This window comes from Crocinitomix catalasitica ATCC 23190, assembly GCF_000621625.1.
Lineage (GTDB): Bacteria > Bacteroidota > Bacteroidia > Flavobacteriales_D > Crocinitomicaceae > Crocinitomix > Crocinitomix catalasitica.
Genome location: NZ_JHXV01000008.1, coordinates 58,510 through 71,971 on the forward strand (window position 1 = coordinate 58,510; position 13,462 = coordinate 71,971).

The 13,462-nt window shown below is 34.4% G+C and carries 14 protein-coding genes; 8 read left to right on the top strand and 6 right to left on the bottom strand.

From position 1 onward, the window contains the following. Positions 1-2,253: a TonB-dependent receptor gene (locus tag T367_RS0106135; RefSeq protein ID WP_027419049.1), complete on the bottom strand. Its 2,253-nt coding sequence runs from the start codon at positions 2,251-2,253 to the stop codon at positions 1-3. 64 nt (positions 2,254-2,317) lie between these two features. Between T367_RS0106135 and T367_RS0106140 the strand changes: the two genes are divergently transcribed. The 8 genes from T367_RS0106140 to T367_RS0106175 all read left to right on the top strand — a co-directional run bounded on the left by T367_RS0106140 (position 2,318) and on the right by T367_RS0106175 (position 9,115). Next, entirely contained in the window at positions 2,318-2,722 is a 405-nt protein-coding gene (locus T367_RS0106140) for a Fur family transcriptional regulator (protein WP_027419050.1), read from the top strand. Between the two features lie 215 nt (positions 2,723-2,937). Next, positions 2,938-3,966, top strand: coding sequence for a type IV toxin-antitoxin system AbiEi family antitoxin (locus T367_RS0106145; RefSeq protein WP_027419051.1), 1,029 nt, complete (start codon positions 2,938-2,940; stop codon positions 3,964-3,966). 152 nt (positions 3,967-4,118) lie between these two features. Further along, positions 4,119-4,283 carry a DUF1328 domain-containing protein gene (locus tag T367_RS24485; RefSeq protein ID WP_027419052.1) on the top strand — a complete coding sequence of 55 codons (165 nt, stop codon included), beginning with the start codon at positions 4,119-4,121 and terminating at the stop codon, positions 4,281-4,283. Between the two features lie 22 nt (positions 4,284-4,305). Beyond that, complete coding sequence (locus T367_RS0106155) at positions 4,306-5,007, top strand: hypothetical protein (protein ID WP_027419053.1); 702 nt, start codon at positions 4,306-4,308, stop codon at positions 5,005-5,007. A 148-nt stretch (positions 5,008-5,155) separates the two neighbouring features. Then, positions 5,156-5,734 (top strand): PhnA domain-containing protein, encoded by a 579-nt coding sequence (locus T367_RS0106160; RefSeq protein WP_027419054.1) that lies wholly within the window; start codon positions 5,156-5,158, stop codon positions 5,732-5,734. A 16-nt stretch (positions 5,735-5,750) separates the two neighbouring features. Further along, positions 5,751-6,302, top strand: coding sequence for an RNA polymerase sigma factor (locus tag T367_RS0106165; protein WP_262485454.1), 552 nt, complete (start codon positions 5,751-5,753; stop codon positions 6,300-6,302). Further along, positions 6,293-7,114: an anti-sigma factor gene (locus T367_RS0106170; protein ID WP_027419056.1), complete on the top strand. Its 822-nt coding sequence runs from the start codon at positions 6,293-6,295 to the stop codon at positions 7,112-7,114. Before T367_RS0106165 ends, T367_RS0106170 begins: the two co-directional genes overlap by 10 nt. Positions 7,115-7,264: 150 nt before the next feature. After that, positions 7,265-9,115, top strand: coding sequence for a CHRD domain-containing protein (locus tag T367_RS0106175; protein WP_027419057.1), 1,851 nt, complete (start codon positions 7,265-7,267; stop codon positions 9,113-9,115). A gap of 61 nt (positions 9,116-9,176) precedes the next feature. Here T367_RS0106175 and T367_RS0106180 read toward each other — a convergent pair whose 3' ends face one another. The 5 genes from T367_RS0106180 to T367_RS0106205 all read right to left on the bottom strand — a co-directional run bounded on the left by T367_RS0106180 (position 9,177) and on the right by T367_RS0106205 (position 13,461). Then, positions 9,177-10,076, bottom strand: coding sequence for a YitT family protein (locus T367_RS0106180; protein ID WP_084274328.1), 900 nt, complete (start codon positions 10,074-10,076; stop codon positions 9,177-9,179). Positions 10,077-10,202: 126 nt separating this feature from the next. Then, positions 10,203-10,634: a GreA/GreB family elongation factor gene (locus tag T367_RS23740; RefSeq protein WP_169736032.1), complete on the bottom strand. Its 432-nt coding sequence runs from the start codon at positions 10,632-10,634 to the stop codon at positions 10,203-10,205. A 1-nt stretch (position 10,635) separates the two neighbouring features. Further along, entirely contained in the window at positions 10,636-12,030 is a 1,395-nt protein-coding gene (locus T367_RS0106195) for an NAD(P)(+) transhydrogenase (Re/Si-specific) subunit beta (protein ID WP_027419059.1), read from the bottom strand. After that, positions 12,027-12,338, bottom strand: a complete 312-nt coding sequence (locus T367_RS0106200; protein ID WP_051568398.1) for a proton-translocating transhydrogenase family protein — start codon at positions 12,336-12,338, stop codon at positions 12,027-12,029. Before T367_RS0106200 ends, T367_RS0106195 begins: the two co-directional genes overlap by 4 nt. Before the next feature lie 7 nt (positions 12,339-12,345). Beyond that, positions 12,346-13,461 carry a Rossmann-fold NAD(P)-binding domain-containing protein gene (locus tag T367_RS0106205; protein WP_027419061.1) on the bottom strand — a complete coding sequence of 372 codons (1,116 nt, stop codon included), beginning with the start codon at positions 13,459-13,461 and terminating at the stop codon, positions 12,346-12,348. Position 13,462 lies beyond the last annotated feature (1 nt).

Sequence of the window (13,462 nt, forward strand, 5' to 3'; positions counted from 1 at the left end):
TTATTTTATTTTTAGTTTATGATTAAAAGCATATTTGAGTGCGAAATAATAATTGATTCCAGGATTCGGAATGCCAAGATCTTTTATCGCGGATAAATGGTTATAATAGGTCGTGTTAAGCATATTTCTTACACCCGTTGAAAAGAATAGGTTTTCGTTTTTACCGAATTTTGTTTGAATGCCAAAATTTAGAATGTGGGCATCATTTGTAATGTTTTCGTTCTGACTAATTCGATTCTGTTTGAAATAATAAAGGTGCTGTAAAGTAATAGCGGTCACCTTAAAAAAGGAAGCCATATTCGGATTGATTATGATTTGAGAATTGATTCTGCTTTGTGGGATCATCGGAATAGGGTTCCGTTGATTATCTTCAGCGAATACATTGGTTAAATTACTTTCAAAATGAAGCCAATGTGCAATGTGTGGATGGAAATGAATGCCAATATCTGCTCCGTAAAGCTGAGCGAAATTTGCCTGATTGTATTGATAGATTGTTAGGTCATCCTCTTTTAAATTGGTGTTTTCTAAATAGATGAAGTTATTAATTTGATTGTAAAATGGATTGACAATAAATTCGAAATCATTTAAATGTATGCCAAAACTAAAATCGATTTGTGTGCCTTGTTCTATTTTTAAATTTTCATTTCCAATCTCATATCTAACGGCACCGTGATGTGGTCCGTTTGATAATAATTCTGAAGTTGTCGGTGCTCGAAAACCGGAAGCAATATTCAACCTTAAGTTTGTCTTTTTTGTAATTCGTGCAGCGCCAGCCGAATAATTATAACCTGTAAAGTTTCCGTTAAAGGCATTAAAATTTGTAAATGTAGCATTCGTTGTTATATGGCGATTGTCAATTCTTCCACCAGTTTGGAATTTCCATTTTTTATGTTCGAATTGAAGTAAACTATAGATGCCTATATCTGTTGTTGTCGCGTCAGGAATGATATACTCGACTGCATTTTTGCCGTTGATCGAATTTTGATACATGCCTTGGCCTCCAGAAATAAGTTGGAACGCTTTATTGATTTTATATTTCCATTTTAAATTGATTAGACTGTTGTTGAGTTGGAGAATAATATCTGGAACGGTTATTTTTTCTTCATACTCCTTTAAAGCATTTAATGTTTGACCAAAGTTTAAGTATAATGTATGATTGCCGAGATAAAAATTATTGTCGACGGAAATAAAATGGTTTTGTACGACTTGTGCTGGCGCATTGTCAGTCCTATTCTGTGTTGCGGTTTGAAAAGAAGTAGGGTCGGGGTTGGCTTCATGACTATGTCCGGGTAAACCTATTCGCCCGCTATAATATGTGTAACGAATGTTTAGTGTCCATTTGTTTAATTGATAACCTATAGCTGTTTTGATAGAGGCTTGATTGTATCTTGAATTCAAAATTTTCGAACCTGAAGGAATGGTAAAGTCAGCAAAATTGTCGTATTCAGCGAAAAGGTTGAGTTTTAATTGTTTTTTAGCCCATTTAAATCCCAATTCATTACTCGATCCGAGTGAATTTAAATCAAATTTTGTTTTGGCATAGCCGCTAATTGTATTTGCAACGGCATAAGGCTCGTCAATAAAGTAAAGTACACCTCCCAAGGCATCAGCGCCATATAATAAGGATGCTGGTCCTTTAATAACCTCCACTTTTCCTATTCCAAGTGATGTGATAGGCAATCCATGATCTTCACCCCATTGTTGATTTTGTATCCGTAAATTATTCACGTATGTCACGATTCTACTACTCGAAAGGCCTCGGATTACCGGCTTTTTCACCCCATTGCCAATTCCACTTTGAGTGACTCCAGGGATGTTGTTGAGTGCATCACCTAAATTACTTGTTTCAATACCATTCAGGTCTTCTAATTTATGCGATTCGATATTGGTGATATTGTCTCCTTGTAAAACACCATAATTTGAAACAATTACTTTGTCTAAATGCCTATGGAATTCATATAGTTCTATTGTTAACGGAAAATTTTCTATTAACTGAATTGTAAATGTTTTTGTTTCGAAGTCCTTGGCAGTAACTTCAATCAAATATTTACCAGGTGCAAGATTAGTAATAATGAATGTACCGTTTTCATTTGCTTTGTATATGGTATCCAGCTGAATGAACTGTAATTCCGCAAATGGAATGGGTTGATTTTCTGCTTCTGCACTTATAACAACGCCATTATACGTTTGACTCCACAACGTTTGTGTTAAGAAGAATAGGAAAAAGGAATATATTAGTTTATAATTTGTCATTTAATAATCGCTATATTTGCAATGATGTTGCAAATATATGAATTTATGCAACAAAGTTGCAAAAATGGATAAATTAAATCTTTTAAAGAATAAAAAACTACGCGTTACTGATTTTAGATTAATGGTTTTGGCCATTTTTGATCAGTTTGACAATGCTATTTCGTTAGAACAAATTGAAGCAAATTTGGGTGATTTTGATCGGATTACTTTGTATCGTACATTGCGAACGTTTAAAAATAAGGGTGTTATTCATGAGATAACATTGCCGAACGACGAAAAAAAGATGGCACTCTGTAGTAATGACTGTTCTGAGAAATCACATACACACAATCATCTTCATTTTAAATGTACATCTTGTGATGAGGTATTCTGTTTAGATGTTCAACAATTTCCGAAAATTGACTTAGAGGGATTTAAAATCGACGCGTTAGAAATACAAGCTGTGGGTATTTGTAATACTTGTATTTGAAAATAAATAATTGTATATTTATCCTATGCTTTTACAGGTCAAGCTACCTATTTTAGCAAATCCAGTGAGTCCCTACTTGGTATACAAAAGTTTTTGGTTAATAACATAATGCTTTTGAAAACTAATCACTTGAACACATAAAAACGCTTGTATAACTGCAAATAAATATATTTATTTGTTTAAAATTCAACATTGTTCACGTAATTCAACACTGTATGCCACAACAGGAAAAAAAAATAATTGAGATTGGTTTTCAACATCTACGTTCAATCCTCGGTTCACAATTATCATGGGATTCCACAAGGGAGCTAGCTTCAGGATTAAATAGTTATTTTGATTTGAATCGTGCAATGGTGTATGTGGAGACCAAAAATGAAGTGCGAGCTACACAAATTGACAAAATATTTCACCAAAAAAAGCAATTAGGAAATGTGACAATCATTGCGAATTACATTGCTCCTAATGCGAAAGAGTTACTAATTGAGCAAGGCATTAATTATATCGATAAAGCTGGAAATATTTCTTTTAAACACAATTCAATTCATGTACATGTTGAAGGGAAGTTGAATCAATCTGAAACACAAACCTATTCGAGTAAAGCTTTTACCAAAACAGGTACAAAAGTGTTGTTCCAGTTTCTAAATCAGCCAGAATTATTAAATAAACCTTATCGCGAAATAGCGCGTTCTTCAGATGTTGCCTTAGGTACCATTCCAAACGTGATGGCAGCTTTAAAAGCGGAGAATTATTTAACGTCGAATGATCAAGACCGGTTGGAATTGGCAAAAGTGGAAGAGCTTGTTCAACATTGGTGTGAAGCTTATTTAACGAATCTTAAACCTTTGCTTTATAGACAATCATTTTCATCTACATCAGAAACTTTTAATCAAGATTGGAGCAATTTAACCGAATTAGAAGAAACTGTTTTTGGTGGGGAATGTGCTTTAGCGATGGACGATACTACTATTAAACCTTCTACATTTACTATATATTCGAATCAAAAGCAAAATGCGGTGAATTCCTATTTTCAACTAACTCCAGATAAATTAGGTAAAATTCATGTTTACGATAAGTTTTGGAAAGAAATTACGGAGTCAAAAATAACTTCTCAATTATTAATGTATGCCGATTTAATGGATAAGACACAAGGTAAGTTTATTGAGAAAGCGAATCTAATCTTAAAAGATATTGTTACAGATATCGAAGAAAGTACAAATCCTTCAAAAATATTAAAAGCAGTATAATTCCAATGGAAAATTGGGGAATTTCGACACATTTTTCGGGTAATATAAGCCCGATTTAAGATCTTTATTTATTTTAACTTATTGATAATTAGCTATCCATTAGCTTGGACTGATTGATGTATTAGTATAATCGAACCATAAAAATTAGAATTATGTTTAGATTATCAATAGTATTACTCGTCGTGGCAATAGTAGCTGCAATTTTTGGATTTGGTGGAATAGCTGCAAGTGCAACTTATTTTGCGAAAATCGTATTCTTTATTGCTATCATTTTATTAGCTATAAATGTATTGACCGGTTATTTTAGGAAAGGTTAGAAATATTTAAGTAATTTTAAATATGAAATTATTAATATCTGTATTTATACTCTTGCCTTTTTTAGTTAATGGACAGATTGTTACGGCTACTTGGGGTGTTTCTGATACAACAGTATTTGTAGATAGAACTACAGATGTGGGTGTTGTACATGGTTATTTTGAGATTTTTAATTATGCTGAAAGGGACTTGGAGATGAGATGGATTTGTCAGAAAGCCGAAGATTGGCCATCAGATTGGGATTTAGTATTCACAGACCCTGAGAATTACTACCCTATTGTTGAGCATAATGATAGTGCGGATTTTTTATTGACTTATCCACCCGGTTGGGCAAATAAGTTGATTTATGGAATGGATCATAAGGGTATTGCTGGAACCAGTTCTGCACGGTTTAAAGTATTTCCTTTGGATTTTCCAAACGACACAATTTGGCTTACATATTATTTCCGCATGACGGATTTTATTGGTGCAGGAATTGACGATGTTGTAGATTTAAATACACCAGCTATTCATTGGAATAAATCAAGTTTATTGTTAATGTTGAACAATGTTCCTTCTGGGGCTTCATTGGAAGTATACAGCTTGACTGGACAAATAATTTTAGAACAAACGAATCTGTCTGAACAGGAATCAATACCCTTTAACACTTGCGTAAATGGGAATATTTCATTAGCTGTTATAAAGGATGAAAATGGGAATGTCGTTCTGACACGAAAACTATTCTAGATTTTTAAACAAGTAGACCATAACTTCCTTCAATCTCTTAAATGGGGATAAATTGTTTAAACGATATGCTCGTATCTTGAATTTTAAGCTAAATTTTATATTAGCTTTGCTAGCCTAGAGTGTTAGAAATTAGTTTAAAAATACGATTATGAGTTTAGAAGATAAATTAAAAGAACGTTCAGGAAATAGCTGTGAACTTTGCACAAGTGCAGAGAATTTAAAAGCATACGAAGTTCCACCTTTTGCGCAAGGAACAATAGATGATACGATAATTGTTTGTGAAAATTGTCACGGACAAATTGAAGAAACAGAGCCAATGGATGTCAATCATTGGAGATGTTTAAATGATAGCATGTGGAGTGAAGTTGATGCTGTAAAAGTGATGGCTTGGAGAATGTTGAATAGATTAACTGACGAAGGTTGGGCGAGAGATTTATTAGACATGATCTATTTGGAAGATGAAGCACTAAAATGGGCAGCTGCTACAGGCGAAGCCGATGCGGAAGAAGATAAGATAAAACATGTTGATGCTAATGGAGTAGAATTAGAATCAGGAGACAATGTTGTTTTGATTAAAGATTTAAATGTTAAAGGTGGTGGATTTACTGCCAAACGTGGAACAGCAGTTCGAAGAATTTCATTGGTACATGATAATGCAGAGCATATAGAAGGACGTGTTGAAGGCCAACAAGTAGTTATTTTAACGCAATACGTAAAGAAGACGTAAATTATAAAATTCAATTTTGACGGAGGAAACTTTAAATAGCATCTTATTGAAAATGAAAGAAGGAGATTATTCTGCTTTCGAAAAAATATATGATGCATATTCCCCTGCTTTGTTCGGTATAAGTTCAAAAATTGTTAAGAATGATGATATCGCTGCAGATGTTGTACAGGAGACATTTATAAAGATTTGGAAAAAAATTGGATCCTTTGATAGATCAAAAGGAACATTTTTTACGTGGATCCTTAATATTGCTCGAAATACAGCTATTGATAAATACCGTAAAATATCTAAAGTATCGACCATTCCAATCCAAACAAGTGAAAATATCGTAGATCTTGGTAACGAAGAAAAATCTTCTCAAAAGACGGATCATATCGGAATTAAAGATTTACTAAAGGCTTTGCCTGAGGATCAGCAAGAAATAATTGAATATCTTTATTTTAAGGGATACACACAAGTTGAACTTGCCGATGAATTAAACATTCCTCTTGGAACAGTGAAAACTAGATCGAGGACAGCGATAAAAAATTTGAAGGAGCTTTTTATATTACTTGCAACATGGATATAAAAGAATATATAAAATCGGGAATATTAGAGAACTATGTTTTCGGAACGGCATCTGGTCAAGAAAGACAAGAGGTCGAATGTATGTCTCATATTTATCCTGAAATAAAAGTTGAATTAACAGCTTTACAAGATACAATTGAATTATTGGCAAAAAAAGCAGCTGTAAATCCACCTGATGGATTGAAAGTTAAATTGATGCAAGCCATAAAAAGTACACCTCAGGAACATAAAAATACGCCACTATCAAAAGTTGAGGATAATATTATTCCTTTAAAAACGAATAAAATTTATAGAAACCTTGCTGCTGCAAGTATTCTATTACTCGTCGGTTTAGGTTTTTATAGTGCCTTTTTATTCAGTGATATGAATAAGGTGAACGCGAAACTTTCTGAAAAAGCTACTGAAATAAATACGATTCAAAATTCGCTTGCTGACATTGAATCAAAACAATTGGCTGCTACGCAAGAATTAGATTTCTTACGTGATTTGCAAACAGTGAAAGTTGTAATGAATGGTACGGAAGCGCATCCAGATAAATTAGCAAGTGTTTATTGGAATAAATCGAATAAGAGAGTATTATTAGATGCAACCAAACTACCAGAGGCTGGTCTTGGTAAAGATTATCAATTATGGGTTATTGCCGATGGTACACCTCAGGATATGGGCGTTTTTAATATCGACGATGAAACTAGTATTGCTTTATTAGAAATGAAAGCAGTAGATGGTGGTCAAGCATTTGCAATTACAATCGAGCCTAAAGGCGGAAGTATTGCACCATCATTAGATCAATTAATGGTAATCGGAAACGTATAAAAAATTATTTTAAATTAGTTTTACTGATAACCTGCTCAAATTGAGCGGGTTATTTTTTTTATTACATTTTTTTTAGTTGTGTGCAATCCGTAACTAAAGATGAGGCGTAGGTATGTTGAAATCAATATTAATAATTAAAAAGTTTAAATGATGAAAAATATTATACGTTCTATTTTTACAATTTTAGGATTGGCTGTATTTGCCAGTTCAACATTCGCAAGTCACCTTGAAGGTCATTTGTTATTTACAGCAAAAATGACAGGGGATCAAGAAGTGCCTGCAGTAGTTACTGACGCAGTTGGTGTAGGTAGCTTTAGTTTGAATGAAGACAGAGATGAGCTTTGTATCAATATCGCTGTAAATAATTTAAGTGGTCCAATTACTGCTGCTCATATTCATTCAGGTGCAGTAGGTGTGAATGGAGATCCAGTTGTTAATGTGAGTACTGGAATCACAGGTAATCAAATTATGTACTCAGTGAGCGGTGCAGAATTGACAACTGAATTAATCGCGATGCTGATTAATGGAGAAGTCTACTTAAATATTCATACGGATGCAAATCCTGGTGGAGAAATTCGAGGTCAAATTACTTTAGAGACCGATTGGAGTTTTGTAGCAGATGCTTCAGGTAGTGAGGAAGTACCAATGGTAATTACAGATGCACAAGGATTAGGTGTGTTTACATTGTCTAAAAATCAATCGATGATTAATTATCAGTTTATTGCTGACGGTTTAAGTGGTGTAATTACGGGTGCACATCTTCATATTGCAGCAGCTGGTGAAACTGGTGATGTTGAAGAAAATTTAACAATGGATATTATGGGTAATTCTATTGTAGGGAATTTTGTCCCTTCTGAATTGTTATTGGAGAAATTAATGTCGAATGAAGTTTATTTGAATGTGCATACGGATGAAAATCCAGGCGGTGAGATCAGAGCTCAGTTATCAATGAAAGCATTTGCATTCGATGCGTGGTTAAATGGCGAGCAAGAAGTTCCCGCTGTGATGACAGACGCGATGGGAGTCGCTTCACTTAGTATAAGTGCTACTTTAGATACTTTATGGTATGATGTGATGGCTTCAGGATTGAGTGATGAAATAACAGGAGCACATATTCATGAAGCGGTTGCAGGTGAGTCGGGTGATGTGATAATTGGATTAACTGATGATATAGCAGGAAACAGAATTCAAGGTATGATTACTGGTGCCGATTTAACAGCTGATATGATCAATACTTTATTACATGGAGAAGGATATTTGAATTTGCATACTGATTTAAATCCAGGTGGAGAAATTAGAGGTCAGGTTTATCGTTTAGCAAGAGAAGGTTATACTTCGTTAGTGAATGCTGAACAAGAGGTGACAGCTTCAACTTCTACGGGATATGGATCAGGAATTGTTTCTATTGATCGAAACCAATCTAATGTGCACTTTATGTATGTTGTTGGAAATTTAGAAGGACCGGTAACGGCTGCACATTTTCACAATGCTGCTGCAGATGTTGATGGAGATGTGATCTTTAATTTAAGTTCGTTTTTTACTGGTGGTGCAACTGAAGATGCTGCATTTGGATATTGGACAAATGAAGATATGGATAGTCCGTTCTCAGCGACTCAATCTTTAATGTTTAGAAATGAAGCAGTGTATGTTAATCTACATTCGGACCTAAATCCAAGTGGTGAAATAAGAGGTCAAGTAGATCGTGGAATGGGTTGTTATGATGCACCAACTTTAGGTCTTGAGAATATCGATTTAGAAAATGTGATAAGTGTTTATCCTAATCCATTTACGAATAGTTTAAATATTAATTTAAACCAATCTGTAGAAACTGGCAGTTTAGAAATTAGAAATATGACTGGTGCTATTGTTTATCAAGAGACTATTGGTAACCAAAATTCAACGATGCAAATTGATTTATCTAATTTAGAAAGAGGTTTGTATGTTGTTTATGCAATGTCTGAAAAAGAAATAGTTGCTGTTCAAAAAATTACAAAGTTTTAAAATACCTATTCTCATAGGTTAGTTGTGTTAAGACCCATTCAATTTATTTTGGATGGGTTTTTTAATGCAACCTTCTTTTTTTAATCATCCCACCTTTTAAATCTTTTACACTGTTCATTACGATAAAAGCATTGATGTCAATTTTTTGAATTTCAGTCTGCATCCTTGAAATCTCTAAACGCGTAATCACCGAATAAATGATGTCAGTTTCAGTACTGCTATCTCCTTGCTTGCCGAATCCTCTGCGGCCTGAATAAATAGTTACGCCTCGTCCTAATTCTTCCGTAATCATTTTTCTAATTTCTTCAAAATGTACGGAAACGATTGTAACACCAATGTATTCTTCAACCCCTTCAATAATAAAGTCTACTGTTCTTGAAGCTGCTAGATAGGTTAAGATTGAATAGAGCGCCACTTCTATTGATAAGAAGTAAGCAGCGGTTGAAAAGATAACAATATTGAACATCAGAATTAAATCTCCAATTGTTAGACCTGATTTTCTACCTAAATAAATAGCTAAAACTTCTGTGCCGTCTAATACCGCACCACCTCTAACGGCTAATCCGATTCCTGCGCCTAGAAAAAATCCGCCAAATACACTAATCAATAATTTGTCTTCCGTTATAATTGGGTATTCGATAAAATGTAAAGCCAATGCTAAGCCAATAATGGCAATAAAACTTTTAACAGCGAATCTCAGACCGAATTGAAAATAACCCAATATCATAAAAGGTAAATTGATAAGGATAATCAGATAAGATAGGGAAACGCCAGTCAGAATTTGAGTTAATAATGAAATTCCAGTTACACCACCATCAATAAATCCGTTTGGTAATAGAAAGCCTTTTAGACCGAAACCAGCTATAATAATTCCTACCGAGACTAGAAAGATGTCTCGCAATATTTTCATATTAGAAATACGGCGACGGAATTTTTGTTTTGCGGTGAGATAATTATCCATGAATTCAGTAAAAGATTTAAATTTTAATGAATTAAAGAATATTTTTGGTTTTTTACTCCATATAATCGAGTTTTTTATGAAAAAAAATGGGAATGGATTTTAATCCATTCCCATTTTGGAATTCATTTACTCATAATAGGAGCAATCTTTTAAGAAGTTTTTATCTGCATTGTTGCTATTGTCAACTCTTGCGATAGTTAGTTCCTCACTTGTTGAGTTGAAGTACCACAATGCTTGATCACCTTCTTTCTTGCCAAAAATGGCTGCTCCAGCAGGAGATAAAACCGAAAGCTTGTTTTTACTGATATCTGCTTCTTCAGGTAGTACAATTTTTAAACCTCGTTTTATACCAAATGATGTTTTGATGGATACAATACTGTTAAATTGAATTGTTTTCGCTGGAATTTCTGAAGCGAATAAAAGTTCAGCTTGTTCTAATTCACGTAAAAATAATTGATGGCTTCGCTTTTCGATAGGATCAATAGTGAATGAGTTTTCAATCAAATTAATGATCAAATTTTTATTTTCTCTTGTTATACATAATCTACCGCTTTGCATTTTAAATCTTTTTAAGTTCATTTAATACTGCTTGTAAACTCTCTTTGGCATCTCCAAATAATAATTTACAATTGGTTTTTTCAAACAAAGGATTCTCAATACCAGAATAACCCGTAGACATACCTCTTTTAAGCACGCATACTTGTTTCGCTTCAAATGCTTTGATGATAGGCATTCCATAAATTGGACTATTAGGGTTTGTTAATGCTGCAGGATTTACAACATCATTTGCTCCTATAACGAGTGCCATATCAAATTGATTCATATTGTCATTCACATCATTCATATCAACAATATGATCGTAATCTATATTCGCTTCAGCCAATAAAACATTCATATGACCAGGCATACGACCGGCAACTGGGTGAATGATATATTTTACCGTTGTGCCTTGTTCTTGTAGTTTGCTTTGTAGTTCAAAACATATTTTTTGCGCCTGAGCAACAGCCATACCGAAACCTGGAATGATTGCTACGTTTTCTGAATAAGCGAGAACGGAAGCCAATTGTGATGCTGGCATAGGGGTAACCAGTGCAACATCTTGTTCGCCTGTTTTTGTTGGAATGTTTCCAGTACTTGATTGACCGCTTAATACTTTAAGTAACGAACGATTCATTGCATTACACATTTGTACCGTTAAGAATACGCCCGTTGATCCAACAAATATTCCGCCTAACAACATAATCGGACTTTCGAATAGTAGTCCCGAAAATGCAGTTACGACACCTGTTACCGCGTTAAGCAATGAAATCAGTACTGGCATATCTGCTCCACCAACTGCACTTGCAAAGAATACACCATACAGCATAGCAATAACACTGAGTAGTAGTAAAAATGTAGCTACACCTATAAAATTGGTCAGAACAAAAAAGGAAACTATCAATCCTATTATTAATAAGACTGAAATGTTTGACCATAGTTTTGTATTGCCTAATTTCAATTTGAATTTTCCGCCTAATTTTAGATAAGCAACAATACTTCCGGAGAAAGATGCAGCGCCTAAAACGATGCTCAATAATAAAACGGTTAAATTCATTGAGCTGGAATTGATCAATCCAACTATTATTCCTTCGTTTATTGCAATAATTACGGCGCATAAACCACCTAAGGCATTAAATAAGGATACCAATTCGGGCATTTCAGTCATCTGGTATTTATAAGCCAAAAAGCGGCCGATAAATGTTCCTATTCCTAATACTAGAACAAGAATAATTAGGTTTTGAAAATTGTCAATACCAATTTTATAAGCAATTGTAGTACTCAGGATGGCGATGCCCATTGAAATTGCAGTTACAATGTTTCCAGACTTTGCGTTTTTTGGTGCGGACATTAGTTTTAAACCTAGAATGAAACCAATTGCTGAAGCTAGAAATGAAAAATTTAATATTCCGATCATTTTGTACTTTTTTTATTGGCAAACATGGCTAACATACGGTGGGTTACAAAGAAACCACCGGCAACATTGATTGCACCAATTAGTATGGCTGTACTAGAAATTGCGATTGTCATATACGCATCAGTTGGTGCGCTAAGCAGTTGAATTATTCCGCCTATGAGAATAATTCCACTGATTGCATTTGCACCTGACATTAAAGGTGTATGTAAAACTGCAGGTACATTTTTAATGACCTCAATTCCAATGAAAATACTGAATACTAATATATACCATCCGTCTATTGGGGATAAGTAAAACTCTTCTATCATTTTGTTTTTAAATTTGTTCGATTGCCTCTAATAGCCTCGGGTGAATAATTTGACCGTTGCTGATCACTTTAGTCGCGGTTAAAATTTCGTCTGATTCTTTATCAATATTTTTTAATAGGTATTGAATAAAGGATGTGAAATTCTGGCCAATAGTAGTTGAAGTTGCTACGCTGAATTCAGCAAAACGTGCAACACGCCCATCAATTGTAACACCGTGTTTAATGACGATTTCTCCTGGTTCAGTTAGTTCACAATTACCTTGATTTGAAGCGGCTAAATCGACGATTACAGAACCTTGTTTCATTGTTTTTACTACTTCTTTTTTTATCAAGATTGGTGCGCGTTTCCCTGGAATTTGAGCTGTAGTTATAATCATATCAGCTTTGCCGATTTCAATCGCTAATTGCGCATTTAATTTCTCTAAATACTCTGGATCTTGTTCAACAGCGTAACCTCCGCTAGCTTCATTTTCAGTCGCGCCTGGAATTTCAATAAAACTTGCACCCAAACTTTCTACTTCAGTTTTTGTTGCTCGTCTAATATCGAAAGCTTTTACACGTCCCCCTAGTCTTTTTGCTGTTGCAATAGCTTGAAGACCTGCAACACCAGCACCAATAACTAAAAAATTAGCAGGAGGCAAAGTGCCTCCTGCGCTAGTAATCATGGGCACCACCGAAGAGAAAAAGGATGATGCCCGCAATACTGCCTGATACCCCGCAATTGAAGCAATTGTTGACAGTATGTCCATGGATTGCGCTATTGAGGATCTCGGTATAAAGTTTAAACTAAAAAGATCAACATTAGTTTCTTTGAAGGGTAACAGAACAGAAAAATCATTCAAGCAATCGAAAAATCCGATTACGGTTATATTTTTATTAATGTTTTTAAATTGGACAGGACTAGAAAAAGTAACAATGATGTCCACTGCTTCAATGAGTTTTGTTCTGTCCGAAATTATTGTTGCCCCAGCCTCCACATATGCAGTGTCGGTGAATCCAGCGTTCTGGCCCGCACCGCTTTCAACGTATATGATGGTCTGATTATCTAAAAGCTTAACATTTGCAGGGGTTAAGGCAACAATTTTTTTTAATTCGGTTTCTTTTAAGATTCCTATTTTCTTCATT

Coding starts and splice junctions, on each gene's coding strand:
- T367_RS0106135 (WP_027419049.1), bottom strand. CDS start 2,253: ATGACAAATTATAAACTAATATATTCCTTTTTCCTATTCTTCTTAACA.
- T367_RS0106140 (WP_027419050.1), top strand. CDS start 2,318: ATGGATAAATTAAATCTTTTAAAGAATAAAAAACTACGCGTTACTGAT.
- T367_RS0106145 (WP_027419051.1), top strand. CDS start 2,938: ATGCCACAACAGGAAAAAAAAATAATTGAGATTGGTTTTCAACATCTA.
- T367_RS24485 (WP_027419052.1), top strand. CDS start 4,119: ATGTTTAGATTATCAATAGTATTACTCGTCGTGGCAATAGTAGCTGCA.
- T367_RS0106155 (WP_027419053.1), top strand. CDS start 4,306: ATGAAATTATTAATATCTGTATTTATACTCTTGCCTTTTTTAGTTAAT.
- T367_RS0106160 (WP_027419054.1), top strand. CDS start 5,156: ATGAGTTTAGAAGATAAATTAAAAGAACGTTCAGGAAATAGCTGTGAA.
- T367_RS0106170 (WP_027419056.1), top strand. CDS start 6,293: ATGGATATAAAAGAATATATAAAATCGGGAATATTAGAGAACTATGTT.
- T367_RS0106175 (WP_027419057.1), top strand. CDS start 7,265: ATGAAAAATATTATACGTTCTATTTTTACAATTTTAGGATTGGCTGTA.
- T367_RS0106180 (WP_084274328.1), bottom strand. CDS start 10,076: ATGGATAATTATCTCACCGCAAAACAAAAATTCCGTCGCCGTATTTCT.
- T367_RS23740 (WP_169736032.1), bottom strand. CDS start 10,634: ATGCAAAGCGGTAGATTATGTATAACAAGAGAAAATAAAAATTTGATC.
- T367_RS0106195 (WP_027419059.1), bottom strand. CDS start 12,030: ATGATCGGAATATTAAATTTTTCATTTCTAGCTTCAGCAATTGGTTTC.
- T367_RS0106200 (WP_051568398.1), bottom strand. CDS start 12,338: ATGATAGAAGAGTTTTACTTATCCCCAATAGACGGATGGTATATATTA.
- T367_RS0106205 (WP_027419061.1), bottom strand. CDS start 13,461: ATGAAGAAAATAGGAATCTTAAAAGAAACCGAATTAAAAAAAATTGTT.